Origin of the sequence: Actinomadura fulvescens (genome assembly GCF_039533225.1) — a bacterium.
Taxonomy (GTDB): domain Bacteria; phylum Actinomycetota; class Actinomycetes; order Streptosporangiales; family Streptosporangiaceae; genus Spirillospora; species Spirillospora fulvescens.
In genome coordinates this window covers 344,282-365,105 of sequence record NZ_BAAATD010000005.1, presented here as the reverse complement: position 1 = coordinate 365,105, position 20,824 = coordinate 344,282, and the positions used below count along the sequence as shown (strand labels likewise).

The 20,824-nt window shown below is 65.4% G+C and carries 11 protein-coding genes; 7 read left to right on the top strand and 4 right to left on the bottom strand.

Annotation, left to right across the window (positions count from 1 at the left end):
* Window positions 1-126: 126 nt before the first annotated feature.
* From ABD333_RS20750 to ABD333_RS20740, 3 genes are all read left to right on the top strand, one after another.
* Window positions 127-360, top strand: coding sequence for a hypothetical protein (locus ABD333_RS20750; protein ID WP_344543257.1), 234 nt, complete (start codon window positions 127-129; stop codon window positions 358-360).
* A gap of 272 nt (window positions 361-632) precedes the next feature.
* Entirely contained in the window at window positions 633-3,044 is a 2,412-nt protein-coding gene (locus tag ABD333_RS20745; RefSeq protein ID WP_344543256.1) for a DUF8189 domain-containing protein, read from the top strand.
* 140 nt (window positions 3,045-3,184) lie between these two features.
* The gene (locus ABD333_RS20740) at window positions 3,185-12,463 is read left to right on the top strand and encodes a LamG-like jellyroll fold domain-containing protein (RefSeq protein WP_344543255.1); all 9,279 of its coding nucleotides are present in this window, start codon (window positions 3,185-3,187) and stop codon (window positions 12,461-12,463) included.
* Window positions 12,464-13,526: 1,063 nt separating this feature from the next.
* On the opposite strand, the gene ABD333_RS20735 is transcribed toward ABD333_RS20740, so the two are convergent.
* Complete coding sequence (locus ABD333_RS20735; RefSeq protein ID WP_344543253.1) at window positions 13,527-14,591, bottom strand: trypsin-like serine peptidase; 1,065 nt, start codon at window positions 14,589-14,591, stop codon at window positions 13,527-13,529.
* A gap of 837 nt (window positions 14,592-15,428) precedes the next feature.
* Here ABD333_RS20735 and ABD333_RS20730 point away from each other — a divergent pair.
* Complete coding sequence (locus ABD333_RS20730; RefSeq protein ID WP_344543251.1) at window positions 15,429-15,908, top strand: hypothetical protein; 480 nt, start codon at window positions 15,429-15,431, stop codon at window positions 15,906-15,908.
* 148 nt (window positions 15,909-16,056) lie between these two features.
* Here the strand turns inward: ABD333_RS20730 and ABD333_RS20725 are convergent, their stop codons facing one another.
* The 3 genes from ABD333_RS20725 to ABD333_RS20715 all read right to left on the bottom strand — a co-directional run bounded on the left by ABD333_RS20725 (window position 16,057) and on the right by ABD333_RS20715 (window position 18,146).
* On the bottom strand, window positions 16,057-16,584 hold the full coding sequence (locus ABD333_RS20725; RefSeq protein ID WP_344543249.1) for a hypothetical protein: 528 nt from the start codon (window positions 16,582-16,584) through the stop codon (window positions 16,057-16,059).
* Window positions 16,585-16,725: 141 nt separating this feature from the next.
* Window positions 16,726-17,292 carry a hypothetical protein gene (locus ABD333_RS20720; RefSeq protein ID WP_344543247.1) on the bottom strand — a complete coding sequence of 189 codons (567 nt, stop codon included), beginning with the start codon at window positions 17,290-17,292 and terminating at the stop codon, window positions 16,726-16,728.
* A gap of 83 nt (window positions 17,293-17,375) precedes the next feature.
* Window positions 17,376-18,146, bottom strand: a complete 771-nt coding sequence (locus ABD333_RS20715; RefSeq protein WP_344543245.1) for a class I SAM-dependent methyltransferase — start codon at window positions 18,144-18,146, stop codon at window positions 17,376-17,378.
* A gap of 141 nt (window positions 18,147-18,287) precedes the next feature.
* On the opposite strand from ABD333_RS20715, the gene ABD333_RS20710 reads away from it, so the two are divergent.
* From ABD333_RS20710 to ABD333_RS20700, 3 genes are all read left to right on the top strand, one after another.
* Window positions 18,288-18,626, top strand: coding sequence for a hypothetical protein (locus tag ABD333_RS20710; RefSeq protein WP_344543243.1), 339 nt, complete (start codon window positions 18,288-18,290; stop codon window positions 18,624-18,626).
* A 96-nt stretch (window positions 18,627-18,722) separates the two neighbouring features.
* Entirely contained in the window at window positions 18,723-19,595 is an 873-nt protein-coding gene (locus tag ABD333_RS20705; RefSeq protein ID WP_344543241.1) for an enoyl-CoA hydratase-related protein, read from the top strand.
* Between the two features lie 139 nt (window positions 19,596-19,734).
* A complete protein-coding gene (locus ABD333_RS20700) occupies window positions 19,735-20,700 on the top strand; it encodes a polysaccharide deacetylase family protein (RefSeq protein ID WP_344543239.1) in 966 nt (321 codons plus the stop codon).
* The last annotated feature ends 124 nt before the right edge of the window (window positions 20,701-20,824 follow it).

Here is a 20,824-nt window from a genome sequence, read left to right as displayed (position 1 = left end):
GTCACGAAGACAGACTCCCTGTGCTCGGGATGCGAACGGGGCTGGGAAGATCTTCGTGATGCCAGATCACGATTGAGTCAATCCCTCTAGGCTGTTTCGGACAACTTCGACTTTGGAGGCAAGCGCATGACTCGACGGCGCATCGTCGTCCTGGCAGGACTCGCCACCGCCGCCGCCGCGGCCGCCATCGTGGGCTTCGCGACCATGGGCTCCGCCGAGCCCGAATCCGACAACCCTGCCAAGCCGGTAGTCCACGACTCCGCCGGCCCCGCCCAGGACCCGGCGAAGTACTGGACCCAAGAGCGCCGCGACCAGACCGACCCCGTCGACATGCCCACACCCCCACCCCACCTCCCCTGACCCTCCGCGAAAAAGTGAGCGCTTACGGTAGCCGTCTTCCGTAGCGCTCACTTTTTGTTTCTCTCTGGTTAACGCGGAGTTAGGGCCGGACAGTCTAATCGTCGCCAGGTTTGTACGTAAGTGAGCCCTATACCGCAAAGGCGGCTTTGGCAATCCCTGTCCGAATCCGGCCAAGACTCTTGTGTCAGTGATCACCCTGACTGATTGTTAACTGGTTCATCCAAGATCACATGTGAACGTCGCATGCGTGGACGGATGGCAGGGAGGTCTTCGTGAGTCGGAGCCCGTCGCTCAGGGCGCATCTATCCGTTCTTCTGGCGATGTTCGTGGGCGCAATGACCCTTGTCGGCGTCGGAGGTTCGCCCGCTGTGGCGCAGAGTCATTCTGGTCAGGCGCGCCTGAATGCATTCAGCACCCCAGCAAAGGCGGGCCAGTTCTATGCACATCGGGCCCGGATCATCACTGACCTGAAACTTAGTTCCGGCGAAACGGCGTCAGTGAAGGTCGCTGGCGTGGGCGGGCTTCCGGCCTCCGGAATCGAGTCGGTGGCACTCAACGTCGCTGTAAGAGATCCGAACGGTCGTGGGGAATACAGCATCTACCCTGCGGACGGAAGTGAACCGAAGTCGCAGGCGACTTACAGTGTTGAAACGTATCGCCACGAGTTGTTGATCGTTAAGCCGGGCCCTTCGGGCTACGTGAAGATCACTGCTCGGGGGCGCGTGGGGGTGCCGTCGTCTGACACTGTCACCTTCTATATCGACGTCCACGGCTACACTCTCGCGTCTGCGGGCGCGTCGCCGGGATCCACCTTCATGCCGCTCAAGCCGACGCGAATCGAAAGGATCTCGATCCCGGCCAACGGAACCTACGATCTGGCTCTGGGGGGTAGAGGAGGGGTTCCTGCTTCAGGGGCGTCGCACGCCGCCATTACTATCGCGACCAAAGGTACGGCCGCCGGCAAGGTAAAAGTGTACGGCACCGGCGCTGTCGAACCGGCCGATACGAACCTCGACTACGGGACTGCCGACTATCTCGAGAACCACGTATTCGCAAAGATCGGTGATAGTGGCCGTGTGAGGTTCAAGAATGTCGGCACCGCCGCCATTGGACTCGACGTCGACGTCTATGGATATTTCGCTTCGCCGCAAGCCGCTGTAACTGGTGCGACTATTCACCCTGTCTATCCGGCTCGATTGGTTGCGGGAGCCACTGTTGCCGCAAAGGGCACCTACATTCTTGCGCCACTCGGTAAGAGCGGGATCCCGGCGAACGGTGTTTCCGGTGTCTTTGTCAATATTCATGTCGGCTCTACAAACGAACTCATCGAAGCCAGAGGTCGGGGCGCGATGCGCGTCTATCCCTCCGGTACGCCTTACGCGCTGACACACGCTGTAGCCACATGGCCCGGTTACGGTGTGGCAAATAATTCATCGGTCTCAGCCAAGCTGGGCGCCGATGGAAAGCTCGCCATCTACAACGACACCGCAGAGCAGGTCTTCATGGCGGTGGACGTGTACGCCTACTACAAGGATCCGGTGCGAGGGTGTGTCGCGTCGGCGTCTGCGAAACAGATGCGGACCACCGCGGCCGCCGACCTCGAGGTCGAGCAGGACTCGCGGGTGACCGCGGTGCAACAGTCCCCGGTGGCCGGAGCTTCGAAGGGGCCGATCTCCTATGCCTTCACCGACAACCGCGGCTACCTGAGGCATGGATTCCAGCCAGATCCGGGCAGCTTCGCGACCATTCATTGGTCCCCACTCTCTGGTACCGACCAGGCGTTCACCGGCCAACCGGCGCTGGCTGAGCAGGAGGACGGCCGGCTGCAGGTCCTGGCGAACAACACCTCAGGAAGCCTCTGGTACAGGACTCAGGAGAACAAGAATCTCGCCCCTTGGCTCCCATGGGTCAACACCGGCGGTGTCCTGACAAGAGCGACTCTCGCGCGGCACGATGACTCGTTGGTGGCTTTCGCGATCGATGGCTACGGAGGCGGCGGTCTTTGGGCCATGCCGCAGTTCGGCGCCAACGATCCCTATCGGGAGTACTTCTACCTGGGCTTGTCTGGTCTCTCGACGAAGACGACGCCGGTGGCGGTGCAGGCTCGCAGTGGTCTGAGGGTGTTCGTTCTGGACACCCAGGGCGTATGGCGGACGGCGGTATATGCCAACGGTGTGCTGTCCGACTGCACGAGCATCAGCGAGCCGGGTTTCTCCGGCGAGTTGTCGGCGGTGACGCTCCCCGGTGGTATCGCGCAGATCTTCGTGCGGCAGCCCGATGGACGCATCGTCACCAAGCGCCAGGATGCCAACGGCAACTTCCCGCAGGGGTGGTCGCAGGTCGGCACCGGTGACTTCGCCTCACTGGGCTCGCCGGCAGCACTGGTGGATCCGCGGAGTGGAAAGCTTCGCGTCCTGGCCAGGAATGCCGACAAGAAGATCGTCGTCGCCAGTGAGGTGACCCTCGGTTCAGACCAGTGGGGCACCTGGAACCTGGCGCACGCCGGGGGAGGCGACGACGCCGCGACCGATCCCACGGTGCTCACGTTCGACGGCACGAATGGCCTGGACTGGGTGTATGTCGTCCGCAATGCCGCCAACGAGGTGCGGCCATTGCGCGTGGACGAGGACGCCCTGACCAGTCGTTCCGGAGTAACGCCCAAGCGTTCGGCTGGACGGCGATGACGCCGCCGTCGCCGCGCTGATCAGTAGCAGCGCGAACGCCATGCGGGCGGCCTGACGCGTCGCCCGCATGGCCAAGCGCGCTGTACCCGGATTCGGACTCCGTCTCCCCGCCCCGCAGCGCTTGCCGTCCTGGAGAGCACATGCTTCGGTTCAACCGGCGAACTCTGGCCCTCGGCGACCATTCGAATGACCAGCGCCGCCATCCGTTCGGTGTCGGGCTGTTCGGCAGCCGCCGAGGGGGATCACGCGCGTCCGCCCTTGTTCGGGCGCTTGCCGTGATCATGACTTTGGTGTTGCTGGGGTCTGCCGACGGCGGGGCCGCAGGGCCGATGTCGGCTTGGTATACGCGGATGCATCCCGGTCCCGTCCATGGCCCCGATCAAAGATGGGGTTCCGCCGATGCGGAGTACGGTGACGTGGCTGTCGGAGGCCGCCGGAACCGTTCTCAGCCGAGGACTCTGCGGTCGAGATATCCGCTCACGCGGGTCGAGCGGGCGCTGCAGAAGAGTGCGCAGGCTGCACAGAACAAGGCTCAGGTGGGGAAGGCGCCCTCAGTCGGCGACCCCAAGGTGAAGGGCTTCGACGCTGCGACGAGCCGCGAGCTGGCGCAGGCGCGTGACGCGTACTCACGAACGTTCTCCAATGCGGACGGTACGCAGTCGACGGAGTTGTCCCCACGCCCGATCAACTACAGGCGTTCGGACGGAAGCTGGGCGCCGATCGACACGCGCATCGTTCCTGTGGGCGAGCAGCAGGCCGGGCGCGGCAATGTACCGGCGCAGGGCTGGCGTAACTCGGCTGATTCGGTGGACGTCCGGCTCGCACCTCGCGTCGGGTCCGGACCGCTGGCCAGGGTCGGGTTGAACGGTGGATACGAGGTCGCATACGAGGTGCACGGAGGGTCTACGGCGGTCGGCGAGCCGGCCGAGCGGGGCGTCACCTACCCGCGCGTGTGGTCGGATACGGACCTGAAGCTGGACATCGGCTCAGGCGGAGTCAAAGAGACGATCGTTCTACGCTCGCCCAAGGCACCGACCACCTTCACGTTTCCCCTCGCCCTGAAGGGGCTGACGGCCAAGGTCGTCGGTGACCAGGTCGTGTTCACCGACTCGCTCGGTCAGGTTCAGGCCAGGATGCCCGCTGGCAATATGACCGATTCGGCCACCGCGCCGGCGGTATCGCACAAGGTCTCATACAGCATCGTGTCCGTTGGCGGAGCACCCGCGTTGCAGGTGAGCGTGGATCCGAAGTGGCTCTCCGACCCTGCCCGGACGTTCCCGGTGATGGTCGACTCACCGGTCGAGACCGGAGTCGCGGGAGCGAGCATCTCCGTCGACGACAGCGGATCAACCGACGGCGGAAAGGTGCTGACGGTCGGTTCCCGATCGGCGGCGTACCTGTCGTTCCCTCAACTCGTCGAAAAGCTGAAGCACCACAGGATTTACGGTGCGTCTCTCTGGATGCTCAACTACTACGCGGTGACGTGCAAAGCCCGTCCGGTGACGGTGCACCCGGTGACGGAGCAATGGGTCGGCCGAACGGGGCTGAAGTACCCAGGGCCAAGCGTTGGACGTGCAATTGCACGGGCGTCGTTCTCGCAGGGCCATATCTGGCCGGCCGGGTCGACGACATCGAAGTGTCCGCCGAAGAAGGGCCAACTGTTCAATCTCGGCAAGGGCGGACGTGATCTGGTTCAGCGGTGGGTCGACAACCCCCAGAACAACAACCTCGGTCTGTCGGTGCGGGACGCGAGCTCCGACGACTCGGGCTACAAGAAGTTCACCGGGCATGACACGGCGAATCCGCCCACGCTGTTCGTGACGCACACCCCGTACAACGCCAAGTACGCGATCACCAAGCCGGTGCCCACTCCGCCCGTCATGCAGAACCAGGCGGGAAAGATCAAGATCAGCGTGACCAACATGGGCGCCGAGAATTGGACGCCGGGCACCTACTATCTGGCGTACCGCGCCTACAACAGCAAGGGCAAGCTGGTCGTCCAGCAGCGGTCGGCGAACCTTACCACCAACGTGGCCTATGGGCAGAGGGTGAATCTCGACGCCGAAATCAAACCATTGCCGGTGGGAACGTATTCACTCGACTTCACCATGGTGCGCACCGGAGGCAAGGTCTTCACGGACGCGTACGTCCCGCCGATCCGGCTGATCTTGAGGGTCATCAACCTGGCCCCGGTCGTCCAGGAGCTCTACCCGCTGGACGGCTACCAGACGCCGACACTGAGCCCGCAGCTTTGGGCCAAGGCGGTGGACATCGACGCGCCGCCCGGACAGCAACTGAAGTACGAGTTCAAGGTCTGTGAGAAGACCGGGTCCGGACCTCCGGCCAACTGCATCAGTTCCGGCGACGTGTCCACGCATGCCTGGGCCGTGCCGGCCGGGAAGTTGTCGTGGAGCAGGACTTATCAATGGCAGGTGGGGGTCAAGGACGCCGGGACCACGACCTGGTCGCCGTTCGTGATGTTCCAGACCTCGGTGCCGCAACCGGAGATCACATCCCGGCTCAGTGAGGCGCAGGACCGTGCGTTCGACCCGGTGGTCGGCAATTTCACCGTCTCGGCGGCGGATGCGTCGGTGGCAACTGTGGGCCCATCGCTCGCGTTGGAGCGCACCTACAACAGCCTGGACCCACGTCGGGATTCGCCTTTCGGAGCGGGCTGGTCGACGCAGTTCGACATGCGGCTGATCGAGGACAATGACGGATCCGGCAATGTCGTGGTCGGCTATCCGGATGGCCAGCAGGTGCGGTACGGCCGGAATCCGGACGGCACCTACTCGCCCCCGCAAGGCCGGCAGGCGACACTGACGCTCGACGGGGGCCAGGGAAAGCTCGTCGACAAGGACGGGAACATCTTTGAGTTCTCCAACAAGCGGCTGATCAAGATATCGGACGCGGGCGGCCACACGATCACACTCACCTATGACCTCAACGGCAACCTGTCGAAGGCGACCGCAGCGGGTGGACGTTCACTCACGTTCACCTGGTCCGGTACGAGAGTGGCCACCGTCGCCACGAACCCGGTCGACGGCAAGGCCCTGACCTGGTCGTACACGTACGAGGGGAACCGGCTGGCCAAAGTGTGCGCGCCGGGCAATCGCTGCACCGTCTACGAGTACGGTTCGGGTTCGCACTATCGGAGCACCGTTCTCGACACCAGGCCCGAGTCCTACTGGCGGCTGAACGAGGACGAGGCCGAGAGCGCCGGCAGCCAGATCTCAGTCAATCTCGGTGCCGACGCCGGTACCTACAAGAACGTGACGCTCCAGGCGCCGGGCGCGCTGGCGGGGTCCGCCGACACTGCCGCGACGTTCGACGGCACCTCTTCACAGGTCGCGTTGCCGGCCGGAACCGTCAAGAAGAGCCGTGACATCGCCGTGGAACTGTGGTTCAAGAACGACCCCACCGGCCCAGGCGGTCCTCTCATGGGTTACCAGGACAAGCCGCTGGACGGGACGTCCACAGTCGGTGTCCCAGTCCTGTACACGGGCACCGACGGGAAGCTGCGCGGTCAATTCTGGAGCGGGGGAGCGATCGCACCGATCACCTCGGCCACCAGAGTGAACGATGGCACCTGGCACCACGCGGTCCTTTCCGCGATGGGCTCGACCCAGACTCTCTACCTGGACGGCCAACCGGTCGGCACGCTCACAGGACAGACCCCGAATCATCACACTCTGACGCACAATCAGATCGGGGCGGCCTACGCCAGCACCCCGGGATCATGGACCGGTTGGGGAACCAGCTCCCGGCGCTTCTACAGGGGCGCCATCGACGAGGTCGCGGTCTATCAGCATCCACTGGGACCCGACCAGGTCAGCGCCCACTACCGAGAGGCGACGCAGGCAACTGACCAGATGACGAAGGTGACGCTCCCGAGCGGCAAGATCGCCGCAGAGGTCGAGTACGACACCGTCTGGGACCGGGTGTCGGAGTACACCGACAACAACGGCGGCACGTGGAAGATCCGGCCTCCGCAGGTGTACGGAGGCAAGGACGGCGAAGGCAGGTTCGACCTCCGTCGTGCGATCGAGGTCCGCGACCCCGGCAACCGCACGTACCTCTATGAGCAAGACGGGCTGACGGGGCAAATGATCCGCGTGGGCATTCCGCTGGGCACCGGCATGCGGTCTGAAGATCGAGAGACGCCGACTCCTGACCCGACGGACACCTGCCAGACACCTGACCCCGAGGACCCGGATCTTTGCACCGTTCTGCCGGGCAATCCCGGTGACGATCCCGACTTCATCGATCACGTCGGCATCCGCAACTTCGTCTACGACGATCGGGGCTTTCTCAAGGAGATCGAAAACGAGAACGGGGACAAGGTCCTCCTGGGCTACGACTCGCGCGGCAACATCACGTCCCGGACCACCTGTCGCGCCACAGGCGTGTGCAACACCGAACACCACACCTATCCCACGGTGACGAACCCGAGCGACCCTCGCAACGATCGGCCGATCGAGTTCCGTGACGCCCGCTCGTCCAGCGTGACCGACAACAGATACAGGACCACGTACTCGTACACATCGGCGGGCAATTTGTTGTCGCAGGTGAACCCAGAGGGCGGTGGGCAGACCAACTACACCTACACAGACGGCGCGGAGGTCGCGATCGGGGGTGGCACCATGCCGTCCCATCTCGTCCGCACCGTCACGGACCCGCGGGGGGCCGTCACCAGGTACTGGTACAACAGCGCCGGCGATGTGGCGCAAGTCAAGGAACAGTCCGGCCTCACCACCACGTACACCTATGACGCGATAGGCCGAGTCAAGACCAGGACCGAGATATCCGACAGCGTTCCGGCCGGTGTGGTGACGAGCTACGGATACGACGACTGGTCCAACCTCACCAGCGAGACCGCACCCGCCACCACCAATGCCGTGACCGGTGCCAAGCAGCAGCAACGCACCGATCACACCTACGACGTGGACGGCAACGTCACCAAGACCCAGCTCAGCGACACGGTCGCCGGCGGAGAGCCGCGGACCACGACCTACGACTACGACGATCACAATCGGCTTGAACGGGTCATCGACGCCTACGGACACGAGACCGTCTATGACCGGGACCGTTACGGCAACGTCGTGACCATGGTCGATGCGGACGACAACAGATACGAGTACGCCTACACGGCCCGCAACATGCTCGCCCAGGTGCGGCTCAGGGACTTCGACGGAGACGCTGAAGGGGAGCCGAGCACAGGCGATAGCCTGGTCGTTCGCTCGTACACCTACGACTACGCTGGCCGCCTCGACAGTGACACCGACGCGATGGGCCGGCAGATCAAGTACGACTACTATCCGGACGATCTGCCCAAGAGCGCGACGCTGGTGGATTTCGACAATCCGGATGGCACCAAGCGAAACATCGTCCTCTCCAAGGTCGAGTACGACGCCGCGGGAAATCCCACCAAGCAGGTCACGAACAACGGCAAGACCGTCGTGGATAACACCTACGACAAGGTAGGCCGCCTTGAGTCCACGGCCCTCGATCCGACTGGCCTGAACCGTCGCACCACGTTCAGGTACGACCTCGGGGGCAAGGTCACCCGCGTCTCCAGGACCGGAAACCCGTCCAACGTGAGCTGGCCGACCTCATCCACACCCGAGACCGTCGACCTCGGCTACGACCTGCCCGGTCGCCTCACCACACAGACCAGTACCGACGGCACCACCCCGAGGGTCACCAGCTACACCTATGACCAGCGGGACCTGCGCATTTCAATGACCGACCCGCGTGGCAACGTCACCGGCGCTGACAAGGCCGCTTTCACCACCAACTACGTCAACGACGAGATCGGCCGCCAAACCAGGGTGACCGCACCTCCCGTCTCGGCCGAAAGCAACGGCGGTCAACCGGCGACTACCCGCCCGGTGACCCTGACCGGCTACAACGCCTTCGACGAGGCCACAGAGATCAAGGATCCTCTGGGCAACATCAGCCGCACGGAGTACGACCGTCTCGGTCAGCCGGTCAAGGAGATCAGCCCGGCCTACACTCCACCAGGGACGACCACCCCGCTCACACCCACCACGGTCACGCACTACGACCCGCTCGGCCGCACCTCGAAGGTCGTGGACCCGCGGCAGAACGAGACCCGGTACAGCTACGACCGGCTCGGACGTGTCCAGGTCGTCGACGCGCCCAACAAGACCAACGATGATCGCGTCCAGTGGCAGTACGACTACACCAGGACGGGCGAACTGCTCTCGGTCGTCGACCCTAACGGCGCCCGCAGCGAAGCGACCTACGACAAACTGGGCCGTCCGATCACCGGCACCCAGATCGAACGTCGCCCGGCGGCTGTCGCGCTCACGACCCGGTACGGCTACGACGACGTCGGCAACCTGCTCACCACCACCGCGCCGAGCGGCGCGACCACGACCAACACCTACGACACCGCGGGAGCCCTGACCAAGACCGTCGATCCCGCCAATGTGACTACTCACTTCGGCTACGACGACCAGGGTCGAAGGGTTCGCGCGAGCGACGGGCTGGGGCGGACCAACAAGCTCGCCTTCAACGCGCTCGGGCAACTGGTTACCGAGGCGGACCTCAAGCCGGACGGTACCCAACTACGCAAGCGGACGCTCAGCTACGACCTGGCTGGGAACGTCAAGGACTCCACAGACGCGCTCACACGCAAGACCACATTCGAATATGACGCACTCGACCAGCTCACCAAGCAAACGGAGCCTGTCAGCGCGAGCGCGTCCACCACGACCACGTACGGTTATGACGCCGCGGGCAACCGCACGCGATTCACCGACGGTCGCCGCCATTCCACGGTCTACACGATCAACAGTCTCGGCCTGCGCGAATCGATCATCGAGCCTGCCACCACTGCTCATCCCAACGCGGCCGACCGCACCTGGACCACCTCATACGACGAGGCCGGCAATGCGGTAAAGACCATCGCCCCAGGCGGTGTCACCCGTGAGCGCACGTTCGACGCCAACGATCGGCTTTCGCGCGAAACGGGCACCGGTGCTCAGACCGCCGAACGCGTGCTCGGATACGACGCGGCCGGACGACTCATCAAGGTCAACGCGGGCTCGGACACCAACGTCTACAGCTACAACGACCGAGGACAGCTGCTGTCGGCCGAGGGTCCCTCAGGTCAAGCAGGCTGGAACTACAACACTGACGGCCAGCCGATCACCCGCTCGGACGCCGCCGGCACATCGACGTTCGGCTACAGCAACGGCCGACTGAGCACTGTTCGCGACGGGATAACGAACACCACGCAGACCTTGGGATACAACCCCGCCGGACAAGCCAACAAGATCGACTACGGCGCGGGGCGCGTCCGCACCGTCGACTTCGACGATCTGGGCCGCGCCCGCACTGACACTCTCAAGAACGGCACCGACACAGTCGTCGCGTCCACGACCTATGGCTACGACGACAACGACCACACCACGAGCAAGACCACAACGGGTCAGGCAGGTTCCGGCGACAACACCTACGACTACGACCACGCCGGCCGCCTGACATCGTGGAAGTACAACGGCTCGACGACCAACTACGAATGGGACGACTCAGGTAACCGAACCAAGCCGGGCGACACCACAGCGACCTTCGACGAACGTAACCGACGCCTCACTGACGGCAACAGCACCTACACCTACACTCCGCGTGGCACGCTGGCGACTACCACGAACGCCGGTACTACCGAGACCTTCGATTTCGACGCCTTCGACCGCCAGACCAGAGCCGGCAATATCGACTACACCTACGACGGCCTGGACCGCCTCGCGAGCCGCAACGGCGCCACCTTCAGCTACAACGGCCTCGACGACGAACCCGTAGCCGATGGCACCACCAGCTTCAGCCGCGGCCCTTCCCACGCCCTCCTAGGGACCGCACAAGGCACAACCAAGCGACTCACGGTCTCGAACGCGCACGGCGACATCGTCGGCGGATTCGCCCCCGACGGACCGCTCAACTCCCTCACTGATTCCACCGCCTACGACCCCTTCGGCCAGCCCACCGCGACCAGTGGCAACAGATCCAGCATCGGCTACCAAGGCGACTGGACAGACCCCACCACCAGTCAAGTCAACATGGGGGCACGCTGGTACACCCCAACGACCGGCACGTTCAACAGCCGCGACGACTGGGATCTCAGCCCAACACCGAACTCCATCAACGCCAACCGCTACACCTACGCCAACGCCAGCCCTCTCGATCGAGTCGACCCCTCCGGGCATGCGTCATGTCCGGGTGGCGGCGGATCTGGCGCGGTTGGCTTTGTCGGCGACTGCTGGAACCAATTCTGCTGGGACCAGGACCGGGGTTTTCACCCATGTGGCTACGAACCACCATGCTTCATGCCGGTGTCGTACCCTGGCACTGCCACCGTCATGGGACGCCCCTGCCGTGGAGGCTCACCTGACGATCTCCGCCGGCCCGGTGGCAGCGGAGGCGGCGGCTCGAACGGCGGCTCTGGTGGTGGCGGTGGTGGAGGAGGAATATCTCCCGAAGAGCAAGAACGCCGCGAAAGGGAGAGGAAGCGTAGAAAGACCGAAGCTGCGAAGAAGCGACAGGAACGCAAAGCGCAGAAGAACCCGGTCCCGCGACCACCGAAGAAGCCTTACTACCCTGACTCGAGGCAGCGATTCCCCGACGGTCCCCGCAAGCCGGCGCCAGTCACCGGCGGCACCAAGAACGTCGTCAAGGACACTTCGGCTCAGCAGCGAGACATTCGCCGTAAAGCGGTAGAAGCCAACGGCCCGGTGACCCAACCTGTCTCAAGAGTTGCCCGCTCTGCGCCCGAGGTCATCCCAGGCGCCGTCAATGACTGCTCCACCATGAAATGCCTCTCAGCTGGCAGCAACGACTCCCCCAACACCCCCTCTCAGCCGGGCGAAGGCATCGGCAAGCCCAAGCTTCAGTTTCCAGAGTTCAGCCCTCCGAATATGGACGCGGGTGGATGCTTCAACTCGCCGCAGATGCCGATGTGTGAACTAGGGCGACGGCTCGGAAAGGCTGTCTCAGACGTGGTCGATTATGGGATCGGTCACCTCGGGGCCTCCGCGACCTCCTGCTTTATCGTGTGTGTGGGAATCACTTTCCAGGACGGCCAGTTCTGGTTGAGTTATGGTGGTGCAGGGCTGAGTTTCAAGAACTTCAGGCCGAATTTTGGGGCCAGCATATCTGGCCAATGGACGTCGCGAAGGCCTGACGACCAGGGGCCGTTCTATGGACAGGCGTGTGGCTTCGCCCAGTATGGTGGGTGCATCATGGGAACGCCGGAGAGTGCGGACGGCTCTCGCAAGGGCTGGGTCGGAGCCTCTGGTGGTGCGGGGTGGGGCTGGTTCGGAGGCTCGATGCATTCTGGAAAGATGTGGGATATAAGAGATCCATGGAACCTGCAAAATCCGCTAGACAACAAATAGGTCGGGTTGCTGGGCATGACATTCCTTGTAGGGCTCGTCCTCTTCGCCATTGGAGCGCCTTTCCTGTTCAATATCAAAGGCAGTGCTGAGCGGTGGGCTGCAGGGCAGCCACGGTTTGGCCGAAACCAGAGTGATGGCGGAGTGGATCCTGCGAAGTTCATTCGGGTGCACGGGGCGATCTTCGTTGGGGTGGGGTTGTTTGTCCTTGTGCTATCAGTGATTCAGCTTTTCATTGGGTGACATCGTTGCGGTAGGACAGCTGTTTTGTCTTTGCCATACCTCTAGCCGAGATCTATTGAAAGATGGCAAATCTGTGGCCCTATGATATTCGACTGAGGGCTTCGAGGAGGAGAACCGGACAGCTTTCCTGTGCTCTATTTCGACCAATTCCTCTCAATCGGAAGGCAGAACGCTTCTGTATGGCAGACATTTGTTGACCTCGGGCGTCTGAAAGGTGCACCGGTTGGGCCTCCGCCACAAATAGACTGGGCGCGGGTCAAGCGGAGTGGGCTCTCTTCTCCGGAGTCGTACAAAAGCTCTTCCGGTGCCATCCGAGTATCCAGGTTTCCTCGTCTTCCAGCCCGGCTTGGACGCGTCCACCTTCTGGGAGAGCGCTGAGGCTATGCAGCTGCTACGAGATTCGCCGGGGCACGCTCCAGCATCGACCTACTCGACCGCGGTGGGAGTGGCTCAGCCGCACCGGTCTGGTTATGGCCAGGTGCGGCGTCAGGCATCGGGCCGCGTGCATGGCAGAACCCCTCCCGGCGGTTCGGCGGGGCGTTCTTTGTGGTGCTGGGGTTACTTGAAGGAGACGGCCTTCTTGTACACGGCCGCCGCGGCAGCGCCGTGGTAGGGCGAGTACATGTCATTGGTACGTAGGCTGTGCATGCTGTTGATGGCGGCGATGTCATACTTTCGAATATGTGGTCTCAACTACCAGAGTGAGTGGAAGCGGACCCGGTGAAAAGGCTCACTCAACCCGCCCTGAGTTTCTGTGCGGTGTCGTAGAAAGGGGAACGCCCCCGCCGGAATTGGCGGGGGCGTTCTTTGGTGGTGCTAGGACTTACCTGGAGGCTGCCTTGTAGACCGCGACCGCGGCGGAGCCGTGGTACGGGGAGTACATGGCCTTCGTGCGGTTCGCGTGCATGCTGTTGATGGCTGCGATGCGGCCGTAGCCCTTGCGGTTGAGACCGTAGATCCAGGGGCCGCCACTGGAGCCCTGGCCCATGGTGCAGTTCATGCCGAGAGCGACGTGGCCACCGCCGTAGTTGACCCCGAAGGTCTTACCGTTGCAGTAGCGGAGCAGGTTGGGGTTCGCGTAGCGCTTGAAGCCCGGGATGCGGTTGGCCGGGTAGCCGAAGCTCCACATGAAGTAGCTGCGCTTCTTGTAGCCGAAGCTGTAGCCCTGGCTACCGGTGGAGGACTGGATCTTGCGCTTCATGACGAGCGCGGCGATGTCGTAGCGCGGGTCGGAGCGCTTGCTCCAGCCCTGGAGCGTCACGATGCGGTTGACGGCCCAGGCGGTCCTCTTGGCCGGGAAGTCCGGGAAGAAGGCGAAGTTCCTGAAGAAGCCCCTGCCCTTGCCACCGTGGACGCAGTGGCCCGCGGTCCAGAGGGTCCGCTTGTTCTTGGCCGTGATGACGGTGGCGCTACAGCTGCCGCGGCCGCCCGGCACGTCGAAGTAGAGCTTGCCGAGCGTACGGGCCGGCGCGGTGCCGTGCTTGCGCCAGACGCGGTTCTCGACGACGGCCTGGGTGGAGGCCAGACCCTGCGCGGAGGCGTTACCGGCCTTGCCCTTGACCTCAGGCTCGGTCGGGGCGCCTTCGATGGACGGGCCGGCGCTCAGCGCGGATGCCTGAGACTCGGCGACCGGCGCGGCGTCGATGCTGATGGTCTTGACCGGCTTGGCCGACTTGACCCGGGCCGCGGTCCAGTAGGCCTTGACGGCCTTCTCGGACTCCTTCGGCGTGTAGGTGACGAGTTGGAGGTTGGGGTCGGCCTTGGCGGCCACCTTGGTCGCCTGCTTGGCCGGGGCGTCGCCGGTGGAGGCGACGGCCACGCCACCGGCGGCCGCCAAGGCGACCACCGAGGCGCCGGCGATGAGAATTCGAGGGGATGAAAGACGCAACCTGCTGCCTTCCGTAAGGAGCTTGTTTGAGGGAGGTTCCGAGCGAAAGAGCTAACGGTATCGGGGGGTACGAGTCAAGAACCTTATTTAGTGGTGCATGTCTCGCTGGTGGCGGATGGGGCTGTTTGTCCGAAAATACGGGAGTGGTTCCGGCCAGATCCGGTCGATCAGCGTGTCGAGGTCTGGATCTCACCGATCACCAGACGGAGGGCCGTGGTAGCCGGAAGCGGGCCGAACGTCCCACCCGGCGTGTCACAGGCACCCGCGCAAGTCCACGTGACTGAGTAGTAGACGGTGACACTGACCTGGTGAGACGCCGCTCGGCGGTAGCTGTAGGAGCACACGTCTCGGTGGGGGACACCGGGGCCCTGGCAGGTGAGTGTCGCCTCGCCCATGTCCCAGACGACGTGAGTCGGTCGTCCGGTGATGCTGACAGTCTGTCCGTCTACCGCCACGCTCGCGTGGCGAGGCCGCCAAGCGTTCCGGTCAATCCAGAGGAACGTACGGAGGGCGACCCACGTACGGCCTCTAGGGCTCGTGTGGGGCCTGGGAGCGGGCAGGGCAATGGCGTCCATGGCCATCTGCGCGACGTCCGCCGTGCTCGCACGTGGAGTCTCAGGGAGCGTTATGCAGTGGTCGGCACCGCCCGTGGGCGCGCACATCGGCTGCACCTCAATCGAGGGACCTCCGCTGCTGGGGCTACCGCCCCCGCCTCCGCCGTGAGGCGACGTGTGGTTGTTGCCAGCGGCGATGGAACAGAGCCACCCTCCGCCACCCGGACGGCCACAATTGGCATCTGCGGCGACTGGCGCGGCCACGCCGAGCGTCGTTGCGACGATGGCGACGAGAAGGACGGCCCACCGCACGGCGAAGGTGAGCGTGGAGCGCCATACGACGAGGGCGGTGAACGTGGCGCGCCGTACGGCGAGGACGGCGGGCTTGGGGCGCCATACGGCGGGCGTGGTGCGCCGTGCGGTGGGGGCGGCGGGCGTGGTGCGCCGTGCGGTGGGGGCGGCGAGCTTGGAGCGCCGTGCGGCGGGCGTGGTGCGCCGTACGGCGGGCGTGGAGGGCCGTGTGGCGATGACGGCGGGCGTGGTGCGCCGTACGGCGAGGGCGGTGAACGTGGTGCGCCGTACGGCGAGGGCGGCGGGCGTGGTGCGCTGTGTGGCGGCGGGCTTGGGGCGCTGGATGGCGTTTATCGGGGGGATGACCGCTGGCTGCGGATGTTTGGGGGGTTGGGCGGCGTTCGTGCGTTCGGTGAGCCATGCGGATCGCGACCCGGCGGTCTGGGGCGATGGTGGGCTGGCGGTGTCGTGAGGCGGAGCTGGGGGCTTAGGGGGTGCCTTTCTCCGCGTTCGGAGGGCTCTTGGCGGCGACTGGTGCGGTGGCGGGGTGCGGGTTGTGGTCGGTGACAGGGGCCGGAGTGCCTGTGGCTTTGCTTCCAACGGGGGTCGCGGGGCGGGGGTTAGCACTTGGGGGCCCGGGGGTGGGTGATCTTGGTTACTTTCCAGGTGGTTCCGGTTTGGTGGAGGGTTGCGTAGATGAGGGTGCGCTGCGGCTTGGGCGGGTTGCCTACGCGGGTGCCTGAGCGGGCTCGGTACGTCCAGAGGCCGGACGTCGTGACGCAGTCGACTATCTGGGCTATAGGCGGCTTGAGGGCCATTAGGCGGGGGTGAGGGACCGCGTGGCTGCGCTGGATTATCCCGGCGCGGCGGTTGGCCCGGATCACCTTGTGGAGGTGGCGGGCCTGTGGGCCGGTGGTGACGGCGGCGAGGCCTGTCGGGTCGTTGGTCTCCAGGGCGCGCTCGAACGCCTTATGGAAGTGGCGGTAGGACGTGAGGGCGGCGCGTTCTAGGGCGGCGCGGCTCTCCGGTGGGCTGGGGGTGGGGCGGGTTGCGTAGGTGCCGTTTGGCTGGAACGCGCCGGTCGCTCCTGCGGGCGCGCTGCACGCCGTTAGGAGCAGCATGAACGGGAGTAGCGGTGCACTCTTCATTCACCCCTCCTCGATAGCCCGGCAGCACGCTAGCGATCGGTGAGGGAGGCGGAAGGGCGGTCAGGGATACGTCCGGATCTGCTTGTTCGCCATGGCTTCGCGTGGGTTTTACCTGCGGTATCCGTCAGACGCGATTGAGTGTCAGGCGCGGCCTATGTCGCGTACCAGGTCGAGTGCCAGGAGCAGGTCGAGGTGAATGACCGTTTCCAGTTTGGCGCCGGGTTCGAGGTCCGGGTCGGCGATCAGGCGGTCGAGGACGGCGAGGGCGGTGGGGCTGTCCAGGTCGTCCGAGAGGGCGGCTTCGGCTTCGGAGACGTATGCCCGGTTGATCGGGCGGCCGGAAGTGGTCGCCCATTCGGCGACCAGGGCGCGCCAGGTGCCGAGCTCGCCCTCGGCCCTGAAGACGTCCGGTGCTTCGATCGTGTCCTTGGCGCGGTGGTGGAGGCGCAGCCAGGCCAGGCGGGCGGCCAGGGGATCGTTCAGAACGTCGTTGATCCACTCGTGGGGCCCCTCGTCGACGACGAGGTGGGCGCCGGGGCTTGACGAGATCTGGATCGCGTCAGCGGGCGGGTCGGCGATCTCGAAGTCGGGGACGTTGACGTCCGGCGGGTCGAGATCGGTGACCGGGAGAGCGGCGGAGCGGGTGACGGTTACGGGGCGGTGGCCCGTGCGTTGGGCCACCCGGCGGAGCAGGTCCGTGACCACCAAGGTCCGGTTTGTGCCGGATGAGATGTGGATGCGTAGGGCGCGGGGGAGGTCTTCGACCTGGCCCGTGCGGGCGTTGTACAGCCTCACAAGACGTCTAGGGGGTTCTTGCCATCCGGCTTGCGGACGGCTGCGAAGCGTAGGCGAACGTAGTCGGCCACCCAGCCGGACTCGCGGCGCAGTGCCGGGGCGGCGAGGTCGTTGATGCGGCCTAGGAGGGGCTCGACGAGCTCGGGCGGCACGTCGGCCAAGGCGTTCGCGGCGTACGCGCGCACCCAGTCGGCCGCGCCGTTCGGCCCTTCCGTCATGCGGGTCGGGCGGTCGGCGTATTCGAGGAGACGGACGGTGAATCCCCCCTCTTCGAGACGTGCCGTGTACTCGGCGGGGCTCGGGAAGTACCAGGGTAGTTCGGGCTCGCCTAGGCCGAAGACCCGCCAGGCGGTCTGCATCGCGGCGATCAGCTCGGCGCAGTTGCCGGCGCCGCCCATCTCGGCGACGAAGCGGCCGCCGGGGCGGAGGGCGGCGTGCACGCTGGCGATCACCGCGTCGGGGTCACGCGTCATCCAGTGCAGCGCGGCGTTGGAGGCCACCGCGTCGAACGCCTCGCTCGTGGTGAAGCCGTGGGCGTCACCGACGGCGAACGACAGGCCCGGGTGGAGCGCGGTGGCCTGGTTCACCATGTCGAGGGAGCCGTCGATGCCGAGCACCTCGGCACCTCGCTCGGCGATCTCCGCGGTGAACGTGCCGGTGCCGCAGCCGAGGTCGATGACCCGTTCCCCTGGCTGGGGATCGAGCAGGTCGACCAGCGGGGCGCCGTGCGCGGACACGTACCCGAACGCGGAGTCGTACGTCGTCACGGCCCAATTCACTGTCGTAATTTATCCGACAAAGCGTCGGGACCGCCCGGCCTTGCCGATCCAGGCCGTTCACCGGTGATGTGGATCACGCAGGTCAACCCGAGGACGAGCCGAAACACGGCCCGGCGTAGTGTCACCGATATGGGCGAAGAGGTACGGGTAGCGGGCATTGAGCGTGACGACGGGCTGATGCTGCGTACGCACGGTCTGGCGGCGGGCGGTCTGCCGGAGATCCGTGTCGTGGCGCTGCCGCCCTATCTCGGCCAGGGCTGGGCCCAGGTGATCGGCGCCCTGGCGCAGCGGCTGGCCGCCCGTGGCAAGGACGTGCCCGAGCAGGTGGAGCTGGCGCCGGGAGTCGCGATCCAGCTGAAGGTCGAGAACGGCGAGCTGATCCCGTTGCCGCCGCACGGTTTCGAGGGCTCCCTGGACGACTGGCGCCGTGAGGTCCTGGGACGGCTGTTCCCCGCCGCCACGTCCTGACCTGGCACCGCGTCCGCCCCGCCGACCCGCCGGGAGAGCGGTGTACGGCCTTTCCTAGAATGCCGTTCTAAACGTTGGCGCGAGAGGGGTCGCAGGGTGTCGTACACCGAGATCGAGTACGGGGTTCAGGACGGGATCGCCACGATCACCCTGAACCGGCCACACCGGATGAACGCCTACACCTACGTGATGCGCGCGGAGATGCTCGACGCGTTCGACCGGATCGACGCGGACGACGACGTGCGGGTCGTGGTCGTCACCGGGGAGGGTAAGGCGTTCTGCGCCGGCGCCGATCTCGGGGGCGGTGGGGACACGTTCAACAAGGACAAGTCGCAGGACATGTTCGCCGGGGAGGACGACGTCCTGGAGGACGGTACGCCCCGCGACGGCGGCGGCACGGTCGCGCTGCGGATCGCGCGCTGCCTCAAGCCGGTCATCGGCGCGTTCAACGGCGCGGCGGTCGGCGTGGGCGTCACGATGACGCTGCCCATGGACGTCCGGCTGGCGAGTGAGAAGGCCAAGTTCGGCTTCGTCTTCGCGCGGCGCGGCATCGTCACCGAGGCGGCGTCCAGCTGGTTCCTGCCGCGCCTGGTCGGCATCGCGCAGGCGATGGAGTGGGCCGCGACGGGGCGCGTGTTCGACGCCCGGGAGGCACTGAACGGTGGCCTCGTGTCGCGGCTGTACGCGCCGGACGAACTGCTCCCGGCGGCCTACGAACTCGCCCGGGAAATCGCAGACAACACCTCGGCCGTGTCAGTGGCGACTATCCGGCGCCTCATGTGGTCGGGATTGTCGGCCTCGTCGCCGTGGGACGCCCACGCCGCCGACTCCCGTCTTATGGCAGCGCTAGGCGGCGCCCCTGACGCGAACGAGGGCGTGACGTCGTTCCTGGAGAAGCGCCCAGCGAAGTTCCCGATGAGGGTCAGCACCGACCTTCCGCCAGAGGTGCCCGACTGGCCGCTGCGCTGAACGAACAGGGTCGGGCGGCTTCGCGCCCGGCCCTGGGTCGTTTCGCCCCTGCGGGTGCGGAACGCCTTTTGCGGATGTGTGTGACGAGAAGCGACGGAGGGTATTCAGCCCCACGGGGAAACACGTTCGGGGGTACGTGGTGCGAAGCAGTTATTCCGTTGTTCTTGTCGCGATCGGGGTGATGCTGGGCGCGTCCGCGTGTCCGCAGAGCCACGGCCGGGAAGCGCAGAAGGCCCGGCAGCAGGCGGCGATCAAGTCGGTGGCGCCATCGCCGTCGCCGTCACCCGCGGTCGACTGCGTGAAGGCCAAGTGCGTGGCGTTGACGTTCGACGACGGACCCGGCGAACACACCCCGCAGCTCCTGGACGACCTCAAGAACGCCGGGGCGGACGCCACGTTCTTCATGCTGGGCCAAAACATCCAGGGGAACGAAGCGTTGCTGAAGCGCATGGTCCAGGAGGGTCATGAGGTCGCCAACCACAGCTGGTCACATCCCGACCTGACGGGGCTGTCGTCGAGCGCCGTGCGTTGGGAGGTCGAGCGCACCAACAAGGCCATCCAAGCGGCGTCCGGAGTCAGGCCAACGATGTTCCGGCCGCCGTACGGTTCGACCGACGAACGCGTGGGCCGTGCCGTGGCGATGCCCCAGATCATGTGGAGCGTCGACTCGCTGGACTGGCAGCACCACAGCGTCAGTACGAACGTCCGCATCGGAACGCGCGAGCCCAGGTCCGGCGGCATCGTGCTCTATCACGACATCCACAAAGAGACCGTGGACGCGATTCCGCAAGTGTTGTCGAACCTCAAACGCCGCGGATTCACGTTCGTGACGGTGTCCCAGCTCTTCCGAGGGCAGAAGCTCCGGCCCGGCCACCAGTACCTTCAGGCCGAACGACCCAAACCCAAGCCGAAGCCCAGCAGACCGCTCACACCCAGCGGCACCCCCAGCGGCCCGTCCAGCGGCGCTCCAAGCGGCCCGCAGAGCGGCGTACCGAGCCATGCCCCAAGCGGCGTGCCCAGTGGCGTCCCGAGCGGCACGCCCAGCGGCACGCCATCCCTCCCACCGTCATGGATACCGGGCCCCACCCCACCCGTCCCCGGCTGAGCCCGTCCCGGCCAAGCCCGTCGTCCGCTCAGCCCGTTCCTGGCTGAGCCGGTGCTGGCTAAGCCCGTTGCTGATCGGGCCGTTCCCGGCCAAGCCCGATGCTGACCGGGTCATTTCGGCTCAG